This window comes from Wolbachia endosymbiont (group A) of Icerya purchasi, from assembly GCF_947251635.1.
In the GTDB taxonomy this organism is placed as follows: domain Bacteria; phylum Pseudomonadota; class Alphaproteobacteria; order Rickettsiales; family Anaplasmataceae; genus Wolbachia; species Wolbachia pipientis.
Map to the genome: position 1 here is coordinate 160,468 of NZ_OX366357.1, position 18,355 is coordinate 178,822.

22 protein-coding genes are annotated in these 18,355 nt (G+C 35.6%); 13 read left to right on the top strand and 9 right to left on the bottom strand.

Features of this window, described 5'->3' with window-relative positions; translation table 11 throughout:
* Positions 1–37 precede the first annotated feature (37 nt).
* From yidC to nusB, 3 genes are read left to right on the top strand one after another with little or no spacing between them, the layout of a single operon-like run.
* The gene (gene yidC, locus OPR17_RS00845) at positions 38–1,747 is read left to right on the top strand and encodes a membrane protein insertase YidC (protein WP_265021776.1); all 1,710 of its coding nucleotides are present in this window, start codon (positions 38–40) and stop codon (positions 1,745–1,747) included.
* Complete coding sequence (locus OPR17_RS00850; RefSeq protein ID WP_265021777.1) at positions 1,725–2,153, top strand: 6,7-dimethyl-8-ribityllumazine synthase; 429 nt, start codon at positions 1,725–1,727, stop codon at positions 2,151–2,153. The genes yidC and OPR17_RS00850 overlap by 23 nt, the downstream gene beginning before the upstream one ends.
* Positions 2,153–2,635 (top strand): transcription antitermination factor NusB, encoded by a 483-nt coding sequence (gene nusB / locus OPR17_RS00855; protein WP_064125037.1) that lies wholly within the window; start codon positions 2,153–2,155, stop codon positions 2,633–2,635. The genes OPR17_RS00850 and nusB overlap by 1 nt, the downstream gene beginning before the upstream one ends.
* 26 nt (positions 2,636–2,661) lie before the next feature.
* Here the strand turns inward: nusB and OPR17_RS00860 are convergent, their stop codons facing one another.
* The 4 genes from OPR17_RS00860 to OPR17_RS00875 form a co-directional block, all read right to left on the bottom strand.
* The gene (locus OPR17_RS00860) at positions 2,662–2,811 is read right to left on the bottom strand and encodes a hypothetical protein (protein WP_265021778.1); all 150 of its coding nucleotides are present in this window, start codon (positions 2,809–2,811) and stop codon (positions 2,662–2,664) included.
* 442 nt (positions 2,812–3,253) lie between these two features.
* Positions 3,254–3,700 (bottom strand): hypothetical protein, encoded by a 447-nt coding sequence (locus tag OPR17_RS00865; protein WP_265021779.1) that lies wholly within the window; start codon positions 3,698–3,700, stop codon positions 3,254–3,256.
* 280 nt (positions 3,701–3,980) lie between these two features.
* On the bottom strand, positions 3,981–4,442 hold the full coding sequence (gene dut / locus OPR17_RS00870) for a dUTP diphosphatase (protein WP_265021780.1): 462 nt from the start codon (positions 4,440–4,442) through the stop codon (positions 3,981–3,983).
* 546 nt (positions 4,443–4,988) lie between these two features.
* Positions 4,989–5,585 carry a transposase gene (locus OPR17_RS00875; RefSeq protein WP_265021432.1) on the bottom strand — a complete coding sequence of 199 codons (597 nt, stop codon included), beginning with the start codon at positions 5,583–5,585 and terminating at the stop codon, positions 4,989–4,991.
* Between OPR17_RS00875 and OPR17_RS00880 the strand changes: the two genes are divergently transcribed.
* Entirely contained in the window at positions 5,578–5,727 is a 150-nt protein-coding gene (locus OPR17_RS00880) for a hypothetical protein (RefSeq protein ID WP_265021431.1), read from the top strand. The two genes, OPR17_RS00875 and OPR17_RS00880, sit on opposite strands and share 8 nt — an antisense overlap.
* On the top strand, positions 5,690–6,610 hold the full coding sequence (locus OPR17_RS00885) for an IS982 family transposase (RefSeq protein ID WP_265021781.1): 921 nt from the start codon (positions 5,690–5,692) through the stop codon (positions 6,608–6,610). The genes OPR17_RS00880 and OPR17_RS00885 overlap by 38 nt, the downstream gene beginning before the upstream one ends.
* A 289-nt stretch (positions 6,611–6,899) precedes the next feature.
* Here OPR17_RS00885 and OPR17_RS00890 read toward each other — a convergent pair whose 3' ends face one another.
* The 3 genes from OPR17_RS00890 to OPR17_RS00900 form a co-directional block, all read right to left on the bottom strand.
* Entirely contained in the window at positions 6,900–7,400 is a 501-nt protein-coding gene (locus OPR17_RS00890) for a hypothetical protein (RefSeq protein WP_265021782.1), read from the bottom strand.
* Positions 7,401–8,339, bottom strand: coding sequence for a hypothetical protein (locus tag OPR17_RS00895; protein ID WP_265021783.1), 939 nt, complete (start codon positions 8,337–8,339; stop codon positions 7,401–7,403).
* A gap of 67 nt (positions 8,340–8,406) precedes the next feature.
* Entirely contained in the window at positions 8,407–11,052 is a 2,646-nt protein-coding gene (locus OPR17_RS00900) for a valine--tRNA ligase (RefSeq protein ID WP_265021784.1), read from the bottom strand.
* Positions 11,053–11,351: 299 nt separating this feature from the next.
* On the opposite strand from OPR17_RS00900, the gene OPR17_RS00905 reads away from it, so the two are divergent.
* Entirely contained in the window at positions 11,352–11,780 is a 429-nt protein-coding gene (locus OPR17_RS00905) for a hypothetical protein (RefSeq protein WP_265021785.1), read from the top strand.
* Positions 11,781–11,809: 29 nt separating this feature from the next.
* Complete coding sequence (locus tag OPR17_RS00910; RefSeq protein WP_265021786.1) at positions 11,810–12,403, top strand: hypothetical protein; 594 nt, start codon at positions 11,810–11,812, stop codon at positions 12,401–12,403.
* A gap of 189 nt (positions 12,404–12,592) precedes the next feature.
* Here the strand turns inward: OPR17_RS00910 and OPR17_RS00915 are convergent, their stop codons facing one another.
* Positions 12,593–13,108, bottom strand: coding sequence for a gamma carbonic anhydrase family protein (locus OPR17_RS00915; protein WP_265021787.1), 516 nt, complete (start codon positions 13,106–13,108; stop codon positions 12,593–12,595).
* A gap of 144 nt (positions 13,109–13,252) precedes the next feature.
* Here OPR17_RS00915 and secG point away from each other — a divergent pair, with 144 nt between their 5' ends.
* The 3 genes from secG to OPR17_RS00930 are packed head-to-tail and all read left to right on the top strand — an operon-like array spanning position 13,253 to position 15,613.
* Positions 13,253–13,573 (top strand): preprotein translocase subunit SecG, encoded by a 321-nt coding sequence (gene secG, locus OPR17_RS00920; RefSeq protein ID WP_265021788.1) that lies wholly within the window; start codon positions 13,253–13,255, stop codon positions 13,571–13,573.
* The gene (locus OPR17_RS00925; protein WP_265021789.1) at positions 13,573–15,177 is read left to right on the top strand and encodes a CTP synthase; all 1,605 of its coding nucleotides are present in this window, start codon (positions 13,573–13,575) and stop codon (positions 15,175–15,177) included. The genes secG and OPR17_RS00925 overlap by 1 nt, the downstream gene beginning before the upstream one ends.
* A 25-nt stretch (positions 15,178–15,202) precedes the next feature.
* Positions 15,203–15,613 (top strand): nucleoside deaminase, encoded by a 411-nt coding sequence (locus OPR17_RS00930; RefSeq protein ID WP_182319297.1) that lies wholly within the window; start codon positions 15,203–15,205, stop codon positions 15,611–15,613.
* 376 nt (positions 15,614–15,989) lie between these two features.
* Here OPR17_RS00930 and OPR17_RS00935 read toward each other — a convergent pair whose 3' ends face one another.
* Positions 15,990–16,586, bottom strand: a complete 597-nt coding sequence (locus tag OPR17_RS00935; RefSeq protein WP_265021432.1) for a transposase — start codon at positions 16,584–16,586, stop codon at positions 15,990–15,992.
* Here OPR17_RS00935 and OPR17_RS00940 point away from each other — a divergent pair.
* From OPR17_RS00940 to OPR17_RS00950, 3 genes are read left to right on the top strand one after another with little or no spacing between them, the layout of a single operon-like run.
* Positions 16,579–16,728, top strand: coding sequence for a hypothetical protein (locus tag OPR17_RS00940; protein WP_265021431.1), 150 nt, complete (start codon positions 16,579–16,581; stop codon positions 16,726–16,728). The two genes, OPR17_RS00935 and OPR17_RS00940, sit on opposite strands and share 8 nt — an antisense overlap.
* Complete coding sequence (locus tag OPR17_RS00945) at positions 16,691–17,590, top strand: IS982 family transposase (protein WP_265021790.1); 900 nt, start codon at positions 16,691–16,693, stop codon at positions 17,588–17,590. The genes OPR17_RS00940 and OPR17_RS00945 overlap by 38 nt, the downstream gene beginning before the upstream one ends.
* A 19-nt stretch (positions 17,591–17,609) precedes the next feature.
* Positions 17,610–18,350: a riboflavin synthase gene (locus OPR17_RS00950; RefSeq protein WP_265021791.1), complete on the top strand. Its 741-nt coding sequence runs from the start codon at positions 17,610–17,612 to the stop codon at positions 18,348–18,350.
* Positions 18,351–18,355 lie beyond the last annotated feature (5 nt).

The window sequence follows — 18,355 nt, forward strand, 5'->3', positions numbered from 1 at the left end:
AGTATACACTTTAAGAAGATATGTTTGATTTAATTTCATGTCAGAAGCAAAAAGTTTAATTTTAGCAGCTATCCTTTCCATGTTGATCATGGTATCTTGGCGCATTATTTATGATAATTTTTTTAATGCAAACCAAAATCAGCCATTGATTGAAAATATTGAACATATCGAATCTTTTAACGACCTTGCTCCTATAATACACCAAAATCGTTCTGAAATTATTAATTCTACTCGAGAACAGAGGGTTAGTTTAACCAATAACATGATTAAAGGATCAATTTCTCTGAAAGGTGCAAGGTTTGATGACTTAATTTTAACTAATTACCACTTAGAACCGAGTTCTTCTTCTCCACAAGTGGTGTTACTGTCACCTGCAGAATCAAAAAATGTATATTTTGCAGAATTTGGGTGGCTCGATCCGAATAAAAAGATTAAAATTCCAGATTCTAAGACAGTCTGGCAAGCAGATAAACTCAATCAAAAAGAGGTGATTTTATTTTTGGACAATGAGAATGGCATTGTGTTTAAAATGAAAATTAGCCTTGACGATAACTACATGTTTAAAATTGAGCAGATTGTTGAAAATAACACAAAAGATAATGTAGTTTTGGTTCCTTATGGTAAAATTAACCGTAAACGTGACAATATCAACGAATCTTATTGGATATCCCATGAAGGAGTACTGGGTGCATTTGATAATAAACTAGAGGAGTGGACATATAAGGATATTTCCAAAAAACATTTAGTAAAAGCAAGCACGAGTGAAAAAAATTGGTTTGGTTTTGCTGATAAATACTGGCTTACAGCCATCATACCTGAGAAATCCGATAAAATAAATGTAAGCATTAAACACACAAACGTTAATAATACTGATAAATTCCAAGTAGATTTTGTCAAACCTTACAAGAGCATACTTCCTGGTGCAAGCGTTTCTAATGTGAATTATTTTTTTGCTGGAGCAAAAAAGTTGAATTTACTGGATTCTTATAAGGATACTCTCAATATACCTTTATTTGATAAAGCTGTAGATTTTGGTGTTCTTTACTTTATAACTAAACCAGTGTTTTTACTGCTTGAATACTTTAACTTCGTTTTAAAGAATTTTGGCTTAGCAATATTATTGCTGACTTTAGTAATCAAACTTTTGATGCTTCCCTTATCTACTAGATCATATATTTCGATGTTTAAGGTAAAAAGCCTGCAGCCTGAAGTAACTCGTATAAAAGAACTATATAAAAATGATAATTTAAAGCAGCATAAAGAAATAATTGCATTATACAAGAAAAATAATGTAAATCCAATGTCAAGCATTCTTCCTATGCTAATACAAATACCGGTATTTTTTGCTTTATATAAAGTATTATTTGTTACTATAGAGATGAGACACGCCCCTTTTTGTTTATGGGTTAAAGATCTTTCAGCTCCTGATCCAACGAACATTTTTACATTATTTGGGTTGTTTAATTACAATTTCCCTATTTCTATAGGCATTTTGCCTATAGTTTTTGGTATTACTATGATAATCCAGCAGAAGCTAAGTGAAAAAGATCAAACCAGCAAAGATGATATTCAAGTAAATGTTATGAAGTTTTTACCTTGCATTTCTGTCTTTATTTTTTCTTCTTTTCCTGCCGGCCTGGTAATATATTGGATATTTAGTAATATTATAACTTTAATTCAACAATTATTAATAAAGTTGTTTTTAACGAAAAAAGTGGTAGTGAATGTCGAAAATACTAATAGTTAATTCGATTTATTATACTGAAATAGCGAACCTTTTGCTTGAAGGTGCAATTGATAAATTAAAAGGCAGTAATGCCAGTTACGATGTAGTTGAGGTTCCTGGTACATTTGAGATACCAGCTACAATTCTTTTTGCAGTCAAGAGTGGGCATACTAATTATGACGGTTATTTAGCTCTTGGGTGCGTAATTCGTGGTGAAACTGATCATTATCAATATGTTTGTAAAGGAGTAATTGAAGGCTTAAATGCAGTTGTTATGCATTATGCAATGCCCCTTGGTATGGGCGTAATTACCGCTGACAGCAAAGATAAAGCACTAGTTAGAGCTGACAAAAACAAAAAGAACGTTGGTGGCCATGCAGCCTCAACTGTTTTGCATATGATAGATTTACACAATAAATTAAAATAATGGAGGAAAAACCAGTAGATAAAAAGTGGCGCATAAAAAGAAGCACGGCAAGATTTCTTGCTGTACAAATTGCTTATTCAAATATTTTCGTAGGTTACAACAAAAGCACTTTTAAACTGGAAAATTGTGAGCTTAAGGACTACATAAGTAAGTTGAGAGATATATTTGAATGTGAAGAATTTGAACATCAGTTCTTAGAAAACTTGTTATATAAGGTTATAAAAAGCAGTGAAGAATATGATAAAATAATAGAGTCTTACTTGCACCCAAGCTGGTCCCTCTCACGGTTAAATCTTATAAGCTTATCTATCTTGCGCGTTGCAATATGTGAGTTAGCTAATTGTGATACACCAGTTCCAGTTGTTATCAATGAGTATACTAACATTGCATCTGATTTGCTTGATAAACCAAGCGAAATTGGTTTTATTAATGGGTTATTAGATAAAGCAAAAGATGCAGTTAAATTAAATAAAAATCCTTAGCAGTTATAACCAGCAAGCACAAGGTGTCATCTGAGTAGCTGACACTGGCTTCCATGTAACCTCATCAAAAATAGACTTCTTGCGTTATCTCCTGTCATCCCAGTGCCCAGACACTGGGATCCAGTCCTTTCGCACAGTTCCATCAAAAACGTTGTAAAGGCTTTCGTGTTTATCAACTTAGTGCCCAATCTGGATCCCAGTGTCAAGCACATAACTGTACGAACATTGTAGTTTGGGCCACCAGTGGGGTGTCATCCCAGTGCCCAGACACTGGGCCAGCTTCTATTCAACTTAATTAAAAACGTTTATTTTAGCGTAAGACAACTACCTTTAGCTCATCAGCTCAGTTATAAGCAAAATTTCTGGATTCCAGTGTCAAGCACTGGAATGACATCATCTGTTGTGCAATTTACCTTCAAAAATGAATGTTCGTACAGTTATATGTCAAGCACTGGGATAACAAGAAAGGGAACACTGGAATTTTTGTTTCAGCATTAGCCATGCATCTAAACAGATACGTTGCCTTGAGAATCGCAACATCCATGCAGTTATGCGCGTAACACTGAAAATCAAAAAAACAAAGAGGCAGACTTAATCTACCTCTTTTATTTCACTTGGCTATGCTGCCTCTTTTCCTTGTTGTTTAGAAGCAACTTGTTCAACAATCAGTGAGCCTAAATAAGTGTTAACCCCTTTAGCACCATCTTTGTCTAAACCTAATGTTTTATTCCACTTTGTTTCATTTACTGCCTCGAACTTACCTTCATCATTTTTCTCTTTTAGTGAACCTATCTCGAAGAGTAAAGTATTGCCTAGCGTATTGGCAAGCTGATTAATATCAACAATAATACGGTAGTTCTTGCCTTCTAAGCTGAAGGCTATATAATATTTACCCTTTTCTACCTTACCTTCTTCATCTTTAACTTGGTTATTCCTTGCCATTTCCTTAAATGTGTCTTTTGTTACTAGCAATGCTGTTTCTTTACCGTTTTTTCTATCGTTATTAACAACAATCTTCGGAGCTCTCAACTCAGATATTTCATTGTTTTTGCTGATAGCGTACATTGCTGAACTAACCAGTGCAACAGCAACAATTGCTAATATACCGATTCCAAGTGGTGTAGCTGCAAAAGCTGCAAGTGGAGCAAGCGTGCAAGTTTGAAGACACCCAATATGGTGCTGAAAGTGCTACTGCTGCGCCTATGACATACAAAGAAGTAAGTGCAACAAGTGCAGTATTTGTTTTGTGGAATTGACCACAGTGATTTTTGAAAGTTAGCATAAACGACCTCAAATATTAATATGCTTAAATAAAAAAACTGTCATAGTCAAGATTTTTCGTAAGCTACCTGCCGCTTGAGCCAAAGCCCCCTGCATTGCGACCGGTTTCTTCTGCGCAGAATTCTTCTCTGTCATCCCAAATTACCTGAGATACAGGAGAAATAAGGATTTGTGCGATTCTATCTCCTCTTTTTATTTCGTATGGCTGATTATTTAGATTAATTAGACAAATTTTAACTTCACCTCGATAATCAGAGTCTATAGTGCCCGGAGAATTTAAGACAGTGATTCCATGTTTTGCAGCAAGACCAGAACGTGGGCGGATTTGCCCCTCAAAACCGTTTGGTATTGCAATCACAATTCCAGTTGGAACAAGTAATCTTTCAAGTGGATTTAAAACAGCAGAATCATTCAATGCAGCATAAAGATCCATGCCAGCACTCTGCGTAGTTGCATAACATGGAAGAGACAAGTCTTCTCCGTGTGATAATCTTTTTATTTCTACTTTAATTTTACTTCTTTGCACTCCAATTTACCATCTATGAAGACTCAATTATAGCATGTAAATTGTATCTGCAAAAGTGATAAATGTAAATGATGTCATTCCAGCGCGTGACGCTAGGCCATAAAATTCCTTGACAAGTTCAGTGCTCCTTTTTTTGTCATCCCAGTGCCTCTATGATGTCATTCCAGTCTGGAATATAGTCCTTATTATGCAGCCACTTGGTTGAAATTAAGTCTTCTGGATCCCAGTGTCAAGCACTGGGATGACATCATAGGGGCGCTGGGCATAAGTGTTGAAAGTATCAAAAATAACGTGATATGAGATGATCAACGGCATGTAAATTACCTCCCGACAGTAAAACAATCGAACGTATAAAAGAGTCATTTAGATCCAATGTGAATTGCAGTAATGCTATTTTGAACCCATGTAGATTATTTTTGATTTTATAAACAAGAAATAACAAAGCCGTAATAATAATCATGTAAATATACACCTTCATGCCATTCATAGTATGGCTTAAAAAGTGCTTATATCCAAGATTTTGCTTTATAAATTTAAAGAACACTTCTATATCCATCTGCGCCTATATAGCTCTGTTACTTCATAAGCTGGCATTTCAAACAAGTTTGTCAAAAACCATATTTCATCTCCAATTTTATTTCTGATTTTTATTAGCCGTAGATCATGCTTTTCTGCCACTTTACCTCGTGCACGATAAAGATTAACTATTATATCTTCTAAAATCTCTGATCCATCCGATTTTTGTTCTCTTATAACTTTGTTCCTGCTTATAACATCATGTTTTCTTCCTACTTTAACTCTTGTGATAAATTTGTACTCCTTTTCATCAAATTCGGCAAAAGTTCCAACTTTTCTGATTCCTCTATCAAATAATAAAATATCCTCTTTTTCAACTTTAGCTTCATTAATTGCTCTCACTAATGCCATATCTTCACTACTTTCTTCTTGTCCTTTACAAAATCTTATACTTGTCGGCAATTGATCCTTTAATCCTACACTCACTTTAACTTGACTGTCGTTACTTTTACCGCCTATTTTTAGCCCATCTTTTATGAGATATCCCGATAAATTTATGATCGTCGAATCAAACTTATGTAAGTTATTTGATGTTTTTTGGGGTAATAGCTTTTTAATCTTGCTCATCAAATCAATATATACTCCCTTAAAATATTCTGGATTAAAGGAGAATAGAAAAGGCAGAAAACAGGGTAAACTCAGCAATTATAAAAAAATAGATGAGGTTACCCATGGAAGATATAACAAAACTGTTTTGTTTGGTCGATGATTTTTGCAGAGATATAGAGAAAAATTTTGCAGGCAAACTACTGCCAAATGGTAAAAAACCCACAAGAACAACGGAAATTGAGCACTCTGAAATCATGACAATAATCCTGCTATATCAACAATCTCCGTGTAAAAATTTCAAAACTTTCTATCTACATTACCTAACGTTGCTCTACAAATCAGAGTTTCCAAAGTTGCCTTCATATACCAGGTTTGTTGCTCTAAAGCCTAGGGTTTTGTGGCATTTAGCAATGTTGTTGCATTGGCTTTGTGGACAGTCAGAAAACACTGGAATTTCATATATAGACACAACTCCCATTGCAGTTTGTCATGCAAAAAGAATATCCAAAAACAAAGTTTTTGCTGGAATTGCAAAATTAAGCAAGAGTACTTACGGCTGGTTTTTTGGTTTCAAATTACATATGGTAATCAATGAAAATGGTGAAATTCATGCACTTACGCTAACAAAAGGCAATGTTGATGATAGGATACCTGTGCCAAATTTGACGGAAAAATTAACCGGCCTTTTGTTTGGTGACAAAGGTTATATTGCAAAAGAGCTTTTTCAGAAGCTGTTTGACCGAGGTTTGAAACTTGTTACCAAGGTGAAAAAAGGTATGAAAAATACATTAATTTCGCTAAATGAGAAGATTTTACTGAGAAAAAGGTCTATCATTGAGACTGTTTTTGGTTACCTAAAAAATAGACTAGAAATTGAACACACTCGCCATAGATCCCCTGTTGATTTCTTGGTTCATATCTTTTCTACTCTCATCTCCTATTCCATCAAATCCAAAAAGCCTTCTATTTCCTATACTTCCTTCCTTAATCCAGAATTTGCGTTATTTTATACGAAAGTGCAAGCACCAAAACAGATAATGTAGCTAAAGCAAGAATTAGAGGAAGAGGCACATTAGAAGTTACAATAAACGCTAAAGATGTAAGTAACGTAAGAGTAGCTAAGGAACTGGCTATAAAATAAAATGTGTTAGCCTCACTAAGCAAATTGCTCATTACTCCCCTCCTCCCCCCACGTTCAGCAGTCTTGTATATATTTATTAAAATTCTCTTATCTATGGAGGAATTATAGTGCTGCACCTACAACAAACTTCCCATCTTCAGTCTGCTAGCTAAAAATGGCTAAGGATTTATGTATCCAGTGTACAACTGTACTCAAAATGTGTGGCAGCTATTGGTTCGGGTAGAACATCCACTAAAATATCCGGAATCACATGAAGCATCATTCAGCTCTTTATATGGCGGTCTTATTGGAGTGGATATATAAGGTGGTTTTGGTTTCGGGAACTGTTCATTAACAGACTTATTTTCACCTATTCCTTCAAGTTCTGATAAATGTTCACTGCTTATATCTGAAGAAATGGAATGACTTTGCTTGTCTTCCTGCCCAATTACTGCTTGCAGACGTTTAACTTTTCTTTTCAAATCAGAATTATGTTCTCTTAATTCATTGCATTCGTCATCCAACTTTTTTTCGCTACTTTTCAACTCACTGTTATTATCGCGCAACTTTTCATTAAGTTTTTTTAACTCTCCGATCTTATCAAGATTTTCATTGTTTTCCTCTTCTAATTCCTTGCATAGTTTTTCTTCTTGTTCTAAATCTGCAGCTAGCTGGATCGTTTCTTGCGCTTTTTCACTTAACTCTTTTTTCAATCATCTTTCTCTTTCTACTACATCCCCTAATTCAGATTGTAAACAAGAAGTTTCGCCTTTTTCTTTTCTTAACTGCACTACTAATTCTCCTACTTTTTTCCTTTTCTTTTCTAAACATGTTTCCAATTCTGTTATTCTTTCTTCTAATAAAAGAGCTAAAATTCCTTCATATTTTAATTCATCTAACTGCCTTTTTAAGGAATCTATTTCTTTTTGAGGTTGAGATAATTCCTCCATTAAAGAATCCACTCTTTCATTCAATCTTACATTTTCATCACGTAACTCTTGGTATTCAAGAGAAAGCATCTCCTCCTTATGTTCTAACTGACCTTGTACTTTTGCACTCAATTCTGTATTTTCATCGTGTAAATCTTTGTTCTTATTATTAAGAGCACCTATCTTACCCTCTAATTCTCGGATTTGATTACCTTTATTATTTAACTCTTTTGTAGCATCATCTAATTTTTGCTGTGCATCATCTTGTTGTTTCTTTAACTGCTCTATTTCCTTATTTAACCCTGCAATTTCGCTTTCCAAATCTTGCTTTTCTCGAGTTAATTGATCTTTTAATTCCTTCACTTCTTTATTTACAGCTTCTTTAGCTTTTTCTCCCAGAGCTATTTTACTTTCTAACTCTTGTACCCTACTCTCTGATTGTTGTTTTACGCTTTCTAACTCTTGCTCTTTTTCAGCAAATTTATTTTTCTCAACCTCTATTTTCTTATTATTACTAATTATTTTACATGAAAGTGCAAGCACCAAAATAGAAAGTATAGACAAACTCAAAGCAACAGGAAGAGCTACATTAAAAGCTGCAACTGAAGACAAGAACTTAACATAAGGGGCAACAGCAAGTGTCCCAGACGCAAGCAATACCAAAGTAGCAAGAGCACCAGCTATAAGATATGGTGCATTGGCTTTATTATATAAATCCCCCATTATTATTCTCTCACAACCAATAATGACTATGATAGCATAGATATCAAAGGAAGTGAAGCTATAAAAATCAGTATAAGTCTATATTCACTATGTATTTCCCGTCTTCAGTTTCAAGCTCAGATTGCATCCACTCTATCGTTTCCGCATTGCACACTGCCTGCAAATCATCCTGTGCGGATTGATCCAACTTATCCTCTCGTAGATCTGCTTTTATCATCAACTTTTTTATCAGATGCTTAACTGATACATTATTATCTGCCTTTATCTTTCTGATAATATTTAATATCTGAATAACATTATCTCCCATTTCCTCTAAATATTTATCGTAGATAAGTTCTTCTTTGCTCGGCCAATTACTTTGATTGTGTACAGAATTATAACTATACAACTGGTGGTATATCTCTTCTGTAATGTAAGGCAAGAAAGGTGCAAATAACCGCAAAATAATATTCAGTACATATGCCAAACTTTGCTTTGCACTTAAGTTTGTTTCGCTGTCTACTTTATCTCCATATGCGCGCTTTTTTGCTAGTTCCAAGTAGTTATCACAAAAATCCTTCCAAAAAAATTCCTCTATTACGCCCAAAGCTTCGCAGTATTCAAACTGTAATAGGTTATTTGTTGCTCTACCTATTACTTTGTACAGCTTAGACAGTATCCATTTATCCATCGTCTCACTGATGGAATTTATGCTTACTGTTTGATGCTTTTCCATGAACATGGAAACGAACTTGCTAGCGTTCCAAAGTTTTGTAACGAGGCGCTTGCCAATTTTGAATATATTTTCAGAGTAGACTGTATCAACTCCAAGCCTTGAGTTCGCTGCCCAATAGCGCACTACATCAGCTCCATAAGTTTCAAGTATTACATGAGGAGTGATGATGTTACCCTTTGATTTACTCATCTTTTTCTTATCATCTGCTAAACACCAACCGCTGATCATAATGTTTTTCCAAGGTAAAGAATTTGCATGATAATGTGCCTTTAAAATAGTATAAAAAGCCCAAGTTCTGATTATCTCATGGCTCTGGCCGCGCAGATCTGCAGGAAATATCGTATCATAGCGATGATTTGGTAAACTAAACTCACTGTTTACTGCCAGTGCACTCAGTTGAGGAGTAATTGAACTTGTGGCCCAGGTATCCATTACATCTTGATCTGGGATAACCTCTTCTTTGCTATACACTTTTGGCAAATCTTTCAATGGATCTATAGGCAGGTCCTTTACTTCAGCTAGAATAATTTTACCTTCTTCTCCCTTACGTTTGGAATACCATGCTGGAAATGGCACACCAAAATAGCGCTGCCTTGAAATGCACCAGTCCCAATTTAGCCCTTCTATCCACACTTCCATGCGTTTACGCATATTGCTTGGATACCAATTGCATTCTTTTACTTTATCTAATACTTGAGCTTTTTGCTCTAAAGTCTTGATAAACCATTGATAAGTAGGTAATATCTCAAGTGGTGCACCGGATCTTTCTGCGCACTTAACAGAATGAGAAATGTTAGTGCTTTCTATCAAAAGTCCTTTTTTAGTTAGGATTTCGATCATCCTCTTTCTTGCTGCTACAATTTTTAGTCCATTTATTTCATTTAGTATATCGTCTGTCATCCGAGTAGCTGACACTGGGATCCATTCTTCTTTCTGATCACACCCACCCTCTTTTGTCATCTGAGTAGCCCCTTCGGTGTCATCCGAGTAGCTTGACACTGGTTTTTTTTTCTGACCATACGCTGACATGATATCTTCCTCTGTCATCGCTGGCATTGGCTCTTTTTCCTGGATTCCAGTGTCAAGCACTGGAATGACATCATAAAGGCTTATCCTCCCATCCTGATCGATGATAATTTTCATTGGTAGATTATGCTTTTGCTGCCAATATATGTCGAGTTCATCACCGAATGTACAACACATAACAAGCCCGGTGCCTTTATCTATTTTAACCTTATCATCTGCTATTATTGGAACTTTCTCCTCTGTTATTGGCACTACCGCTGTTTTTCCGATCAGATGAGTGTAGCGCGTATCCTCTGGATGACAAAAAACTGCAACGCATGCTGGAAGTAGTTCAGGTCGCGTAGTTGCAATATTGATCTGCTCATTTTCTTGAGTAGAGAAAACTATCGTGTTTAAGGATGACTCAAAAACTTTATCTTCTATTTCTGCTTGCGCAATTGCTGTTTTATCAACCGGGTCCCAAAGGATGGGCTGCATTTTTCTATATGCATATCCCTTATTATATAGATCAATAAACGACATCTGTGAAAGCGTCACAGTTTCCTTGCTGATCGTGTGGTATTCCAAATCCCAGTCATAACTAATGCCGACCGATTTAAATAGTTCCTTGAATTCTTGCTTTGATTTTTCAATAACCTCATGGCACATCTCTATAAATTTTTCCCTGCCAACTTCTTTTGCGCGGGTTTTATAGGTTTGCTCAACCAATCTTTCAGTGGGAAGCCCATTATCATCAAACCCAATTGGGTAAAACACATCTTTTCCCAGCATGCGCTGAAACCTTGCAATAAAGTCCGTGTGGCAATAGCTAAATATATGGCCAATATGCAATTTACCCGATATTGTCGGTGGAGGTGTGTCTATAGTGAAAGTGTTATCCTTTTCACCATTCCACCTGTAAACTTTACTGCCTTCCCACAATATGTTGCATTTGTCTTCAATTTCTTTAAAGCCGTATTTTTCTTTTAACATAAATATTTCTCAATTTTAAACCATAGCTAACTATATATTAACTAAGTTTCCTGGATCCCAGTGTCAAGCACTGGGATGACACCCTACCATGATTACATAACGCCTAAAACCATGTCATTCCAGCGCGTGACGCTGGAATCCCACTTATTGCTTTAGCTATAGCACAATTAAGTAAACACGGCAATTTTACGCCAAAATTTTTTGTTTACGAACATAAATTTTCTATGCTATGATAAAATATTACTTGACCTTGGGTTCTAAAGGTATTATGTAATGTTAAATTATAATTGAGGTTCGTTATGCTAAGCTTAAAGAATGGTACAATACAGGTTGCCGATGATAAAATAGTGCTTGTTATAAAAAAAGATGATTATGAAGAATTTAAAAAGTATAAAAACGTAGATAAGAGTGGTGCTATAATTGATGACAAGTTTTATGTGGGCTGTACGCTAAATGATCAACAACTATATATTACTGGTTCTTATCCTCAAGAAGAACTAGGAGATAATACAATCATGAATGTAAAATCCGTTGGGAGAAAGGGTGGCAAATATTTTAGTCGCCTAGAAGAAATGAAAAATCTGTTAGGCCTTAACGATGGGAAAGAGGAGATTATGGTAAAAGCCCTATCTTGCCATCCCACAGTACAATTGTTAGAGGAGAAAAATGTTAAAACAACAGAATTGGAAGCTGCAGAAGAGCAGTTAAAGGGGAAAATGAAGAATTAGAAGCTGCAAAGAAGAAAGCTGAGGAGGAATTGAGAACCAAAACACAAGAATTACAAGATCAATTGGACACAGCTCAGCAGGAAAAACAAGACTTAGAAGCTGAAGTGGAAAAACTAAAGGCAATAGATTCTACAGCGTTACAGCAGCAGTTAGAAGAAAAAAATGCTAAAATAACAGAATTGGAAGCATTAGATGCTGTGGCGTTACAGCAAAAGTTAACAGAGAAAGAGAATGAAATAATAGCATTAAAAGCTCAACCAGATGCTGCTGTTACGAAGTTAGAGGGTGAAAAAACAACACTAACAAATAAAATAAAAGATTTAGAAGCACAGTTAAACAACCAACCAAATGCTGCTCAGTTAAAGGATAAAGAGGATAAGATAAAAGAATTAGAAGCTAAAATAAACCAACCAAATGCTGAAGTTGAAAGCCTAAAGAAAGACTTACAAGCTCGAAATGCTCGAGTTCATCAGTTAGAGAAGGAAAATAAAGAACTAGAAGCTAAAAACAAAACAACTGAGCAACCAAAACAAGGCAATGGAGCACGGTACACTGCTACTGTTGGTATGGGTCTTGCTGCTGGACTGATAGCATTTACTGCACTTGAACGTACAGTGGATTAGATATTTGGGTAATGGTTGGTATAGCAGTAGTATCTACACTCGCAGTTGGTAGTATTACATATGCAGCATTACCTAGCACTCAAGTGAATGGAGCGGAAGTGCAAGGAGTAAGTGGGGGAAAAACAAGGCAGCTTAACACAGTTTGTTGAGCTGAGACGTACGTGTCAAGTAAAACACTTGACGCGAACTTCAGTTTTTGTATTCCTTCATTAACATAATATAATTTTGTGCCGACTGCGCGATATGTTTAATTTCTTCATTTGACATTTTTTTGAAGAATTTTGCTGGTCTACCAGCCCATATTTCTCCACTTTTTATCACTTTTCCGTGTGTCACTAGTGAGCCAGCAGCTACCATAGCTTCAGACTCCACAACTGCATGGTCCATCACGGCAGAGCCCATACCAATAAACGCTCTATCATGCACCGTGCATGCGTGCAACATACAAAAATGTCCCACTGTTACCATGCTGCCAATAATTGTGTCACCACCTGGGTTTCTATCCACATGAATTACCGTTCCATCTTGAATATTTGTTCCATCACCTATTTTTATTGATCCAACGTCCCCTCTGATTACACAATTAAACCAGATGCTCGCATTTCTTCCTATTTCAACCTTGCCTATGATATGCGAACCACCTGCAATGAAAGCACTTTCGTCTATTTTTGGTTCATAATCTTTGTATTTTAAAATGTGATACATATTAAGCCCAAAGTCTTATGCATATGTTAATCAAAATAAGGTAAGCAGTAAATACATACTTAGATTTCAAACTACTTGGGTGACAGATGTTCTTGACTTACGTGCTTTGTACTGCTAAGATTTTTATTTTCAGCCCTATCTATAATGTCAGTAGCGGTATTAAGTATATTTCAAATAATATTGGTTGTTGTGTTAGTAATTTTAGTGCTCTTGGAGCCACCTGGAAGTAGTTCGTTAAGTGGTTTTAGTAATACACAACAGGGGGTCAATTCGATGATTCCGGTGAAATCTTCTGAAAACCCGCTCAGCAGAATAACGGCTATTGTTGCTGGATTGTTTATTATAAACACATTGCTATTGTCAGGATTATGTTCAAAAGACGTACATAAAAAATCGATCGCAGAAAAAATTATATTAGAAAAAAAGCAAGAAAGTGAATCTACTTCTGTTCCATTTGAAAATTAATGAAGGAAGCTAAATTTATCTTTGTCACAGGTGGAGTTGTGTCATCGCTTGGTAAAGGCTTAGTTGCTTCGAGTGTTGGTGCGCTTCTTCAAGCTCACGGTTTTAAGATCCGTATCAGAAAACTTGACCCGTATCTCAACATTGATCCTGGGACAATGAACCCAACTCAGCACGGAGAGGTATTTGTTACCGAAGATGGTGCTGAAACTGATTTGGATCTTGGGCATTATGAGCGTTTTACTGGAATTAAAGCAACAAAAGATGACAATATAACAACTGGTAAGATATATCATGAGTTATTGAAGAAAGAGAGGCGTGGTGATTATCTGGGCAAAACTGTGCAAGTCATTCCTCATGTGACAGATTTGATCAAATCGTTCATTTTTAATGGTACGGAAGGTTTAGATTTTGTAATATGTGAAATAGGCGGAACTGTAGGTGACATTGAAAGCCAACCATTTTTGGAGGCTATACGCCAAGTTAACTACACATTAGGAAAACAAAGAGTTATCCTGATTCACTTAACTTTAATACCATATCTTACCGCAGCGCAAGAATTAAAGACAAAACCAACGCAGCATTCAGTTCGAGAGTTAAATTCCGCGGGGTTACAACCAGATATTATATTATGCCGCAGTGAGAAAGAAATTTTCGATAATCAAAGAGAGAAAATAGCCAAGCTTTGCAATGTTTCTTTATCCAATGTGATACCTGCCCCTGATGTGAGTCATATATATGAGTTACCGGTGTTGTATAGCCAATGTGGGCTTGATACGCAAATTTTGGAGCACTTTCATTTAAGTGAGCCAAAACCAAGCTTGATTGAATGGGATCAAATAGTGCATTCCATAAGGCACCCAACACAGGAAGTTACTGTGTCTATAGTGGGAAAATACACCGAATTCCCTGATGCGTATAAATCACTAGTTGAAGCATTAAATCATGGTGCGATTAGTAATAAAGTCAAAGTAAGGATAAATTGGGTTAACTCAAGAGAGAAGGAAGAAAAACCTATAAATGAAAAACTTATAGGAGAGAAATTACAGAATTCTCATGCAATCCTTGTCCCAGGGGGATTTGGTGATGACGGAGTAGAGGGTAAAATATTAGCAATAAATTATGCCCGTACAAATAATATCCCATTTTTCGGAATTTGCCTTGGCATGCAGCTTGCAATTATTGAGTTTGCTCGTAATGTTGTTAAGCTTGAAGATGCACACTCTGAAGAATTTCATAACTGTAAACATCCAATCGTTAAGTTAGCTGGCGATCAAGATGACGATCTTGGTGGAACCATGAGACTTGGGGCATACAAATGTAATATAAATGCAAACTCTAAAATGATGGATGCATATAGTAACACTACTATTTCAGAAAGACACAGGCATAGATACATAATCAATTCAGATTATAAAGATGATTTGGAAAAAAATGGGCTGCTATGCAGTGGCATATCAGAAGATGGAACGTGCATAGAGGCAGTGGAGTTAGAGAGTCATCCGTGGTTTATTGGTGTGCAGTTTCATCCAGAATTTCAATCAAAGCCGTTTTCTCCTCATCCTCTTTTCGTGTCGTTCGTTAAAGCAGCAATTGATAAGAAATAAGTGCCTAGTGTTTAAGTATCAATATATGGAGCTTGCCATAGAGCAAGCCAAACTCGCTCAAAAAAATGATGAGGTGCCCATAGGTGCTGTAATAGTGAGTGGAGACAATATCATTTCTTCTGCACACAATATATCCAGCGATCCAACTGCACATGCAGAGATGTTAGCGATCAGACAAGCATTTTCAACTTCCACGCTTTGTGATGCTGATATGTACGTAACATTAGAACCATGTCCGATGTGTGCTCAAGCTATTTCCTTTGCCAGAATTAAACGATTGTACTTTGGAGCTTATAATCCAAAAGGTGGAGGAATTGAAAATGGTGCTAAGATATTTCAATTTTGCAGCCATATACCTGAAGTTTATGGTGGAATATTAGAAACAGAATGCTCTTTTTTGTTAAAGGATTTTTTTGAGAAACTAAGGAACATTTGATAAATCGTCATGCTACTTGTTTTCCGATACAAAATCGTCATCCCGCTACGTGTTAGCGGGATCTATGCTAGGAGACACCGTGACGGTATGGCGCATAAGTGTTGAAAGTATCAAAAATAACGTGATATGAGATGATCAACGGCATGTAAATTACCTCCCGACAGTAAAACAATCGAACGTATAAAAGAGTCATTTAGATCCAATGTGAATTGCAGTAATGCTATTTTGAACCCATGTAGATTATTTTTGATTTTATAAACAAGAAATAACAAAGCCGTAATAATAATCATGTAAATATACACCTTCATGCCATTCATAGTATGGCTTAAAAAGTGCTTATATCCAAGATTTTGCTTTATAAATTTAAAGAACACTTCTATATCCATCTGCGCCTATATAGCTCTGTTACTTCATAAGCTGGCATTTCAAACAAGTTTGTCAAAAACCATATTTCATCTCCAATTTTATTTCTGATTTTTATTAGCCGTAGATCATGCTTTTCTGCCACTTTACCTCGTGCACGATAAAGATTAACTATTATATCTTCTAAAATCTCTGATCCATCCGATTTTTGTTCTCTTATAACTTTGTTCCTGCTTATAACATCATGTTTTCTTCCTACTTTAACTCTTGTGATAAATTTGTACTCCTTTTCATCAAATTCGGCAAAAGTTCCAACTTTTCTGATTCCTCTATCAAATAATAAAATATCCTCTTTTTCAACTTTAGCTTCATTAATTGCTCTCACTAATGCCATATCTTCACTACTTTCTTCTTGTCCTTTACAAAATCTTATACTTGTCGGCAATTGATCCTTTAATCCTACACTCACTTTAACTTGACTGTCGTTACTTTTACCGCCTATTTTTAGCCCATCTTTTATGAGATATCCCGATAAATTTATGATCGTCGAATCAAACTTATGTAAGTTATTTGATGTTTTTTGGGGTAATAGCTTTTTAATCTTGCTCATCAAATCAATATATACTCCCTTAAAATATTCTGGATTAAAGGAGAATAGAAAAGGCAGAAAACAGGGTAAACTCAGCAATTATAAAAAAATAGATGAGGTTACCCATGGAAGATATAACAAAACTGTTTTGTTTGGTCGATGATTTTTGCAGAGATATAGAGAAAAATTTTGCAGGCAAACTACTGCCAAATGGTAAAAAACCCACAAGAACAACGGAAATTGAGCACTCTGAAATCATGACAATAATCCTGCTATATCAACAATCTCCGTGTAAAAATTTCAAAACTTTCTATCTACATTACCTAACGTTGCTCTACAAATCAGAGTTTCCAAAGTTGCCTTCATATACCAGGTTTGTTGCTCTAAAGCCTAGGGTTTTGTGGCATTTAGCAATGTTGTTGCATTGGCTTTGTGGACAGTCAGAAAACACTGGAATTTCATATATAGACACAACTCCCATTGCAGTTTGTCATGCAAAAAGAATATCCAAAAACAAAGTTTTTGCTGGAATTGCAAAATTAAGCAAGAGTACTTACGGCTGGTTTTTTGGTTTCAAATTACATATGGTAATCAATGAAAATGGTGAAATTCATGCACTTACGCTAACAAAAGGCAATGTTGATGATAGGATACCTGTGCCAAATTTGACGGAAAAATTAACCGGCCTTTTGTTTGGTGACAAAGGTTATATTGCAAAAGAGCTTTTTCAGAAGCTGTTTGACCGAGGTTTGAAACTTGTTACCAAGGTGAAAAAAGGTATGAAAAATACATTAATTTCGCTAAATGAGAAGATTTTACTGAGAAAAAGGTCTATCATTGAGACTGTTTTTGGTTACCTAAAAAATAGACTAGAAATTGAACACACTCGCCATAGATCCCCTGTTGATTTCTTGGTTCATATCTTTTCTACTCTCATCTCCTATTCCATCAAATCCAAAAAGCCTTCTATTTCCTATACTTCCTTCCTTAATCCAGAATTTGCGTTAAGAGATCTTTCATGGTAAAATTATTTATTTTCACCATATGTTCAAAGGAATTATCACGGATATCGGGACTATAACTGATACTACCACTCACTCCAACTCTGATCAAATTTTCCATATCAAGACACAAAATTTATCCTCTATAAATAAAGGAGATTCAATAGCTTGCTCTGGTGTGTGTTTAACTGTTGTTGATATAATGAGCGATACATTTACAGTCCAAGCATCTCAAGAAACTATGAAGGTTGCTAACTTAAATACGTGGAGAATAGGAAAAAAAATAAATCTCGAACAAGCAATGAGATTAAGCGATAAGATCGATGGCCACCTGGTTCAGGGTCATGTTGATGGGATAGTAAAAATTTTAACAATTAATCAAAATTTAGATTCTCATGAAATCAAACTATCGTGCCCACAAGAATTAATTAAATTTGTTGCAAAAAAAAGCTCCGTTACACTAGATGGGGTTTCCCTCACAGTGAACTCAGTTATCACCAGACCCCTTTCGAAATTTGTTTGTGGTGAGAAATTTTTAGGAGAAGCACAGGCGAGCACCGCAGAATACTTAAATGTATTTGAGGAGCACAGTCAAGCTTTGACAACAAAATTGCCATCAGAAATCGAATTTCAAAAGTGGTCTGCCGAATTTACAGTAAATATAATTCCCTACACATGGGAAAATACAACTTTTCAGTACAACAAAGTAAATGATTATTTGAATTTAGAAATTGACATAATCGCTAGGTATTTAGATCAATTGATGCAGCATAAATACAATTAATTTTA

Bases quoted from the DNA above. Each gene is read 5' to 3' on its own strand.
- yidC (WP_265021776.1), top strand. From the start codon at position 38: ATGTCAGAAGCAAAAAGTTTAATTTTAGCAGCTATCCTTTCCATGTTG.
- OPR17_RS00850 (WP_265021777.1), top strand. From the start codon at position 1,725: ATGTCGAAAATACTAATAGTTAATTCGATTTATTATACTGAAATAGCG.
- nusB (WP_064125037.1), top strand. From the start codon at position 2,153: ATGGAGGAAAAACCAGTAGATAAAAAGTGGCGCATAAAAAGAAGCACG.
- OPR17_RS00865 (WP_265021779.1), bottom strand. From the start codon at position 3,700: ATGTACGCTATCAGCAAAAACAATGAAATATCTGAGTTGAGAGCTCCG.
- OPR17_RS00875 (WP_265021432.1), bottom strand. From the start codon at position 5,585: ATGAGCAAGATTAAAAAGCTATTACCCCAAAAAACATCAAATAACTTA.
- OPR17_RS00885 (WP_265021781.1), top strand. From the start codon at position 5,690: ATGGAAGATATAACAAAACTGTTTTGTTTGGTCGATGATTTTTGCAGA.
- OPR17_RS00895 (WP_265021783.1), bottom strand. From the start codon at position 8,339: ATGGGGGATTTATATAATAAAGCCAATGCACCATATCTTATAGCTGGT.
- OPR17_RS00900 (WP_265021784.1), bottom strand. From the start codon at position 11,052: ATGTTAAAAGAAAAATACGGCTTTAAAGAAATTGAAGACAAATGCAAC.
- OPR17_RS00905 (WP_265021785.1), top strand. From the start codon at position 11,352: ATGCTAAGCTTAAAGAATGGTACAATACAGGTTGCCGATGATAAAATA.
- OPR17_RS00915 (WP_265021787.1), bottom strand. From the start codon at position 13,108: ATGTATCACATTTTAAAATACAAAGATTATGAACCAAAAATAGACGAA.
- secG (WP_265021788.1), top strand. From the start codon at position 13,253: ATGTCAGTAGCGGTATTAAGTATATTTCAAATAATATTGGTTGTTGTG.
- OPR17_RS00925 (WP_265021789.1), top strand. From the start codon at position 13,573: ATGAAGGAAGCTAAATTTATCTTTGTCACAGGTGGAGTTGTGTCATCG.
- OPR17_RS00930 (WP_182319297.1), top strand. From the start codon at position 15,203: ATGGAGCTTGCCATAGAGCAAGCCAAACTCGCTCAAAAAAATGATGAG.
- OPR17_RS00935 (WP_265021432.1), bottom strand. From the start codon at position 16,586: ATGAGCAAGATTAAAAAGCTATTACCCCAAAAAACATCAAATAACTTA.
- OPR17_RS00945 (WP_265021790.1), top strand. From the start codon at position 16,691: ATGGAAGATATAACAAAACTGTTTTGTTTGGTCGATGATTTTTGCAGA.
- OPR17_RS00950 (WP_265021791.1), top strand. From the start codon at position 17,610: ATGTTCAAAGGAATTATCACGGATATCGGGACTATAACTGATACTACC.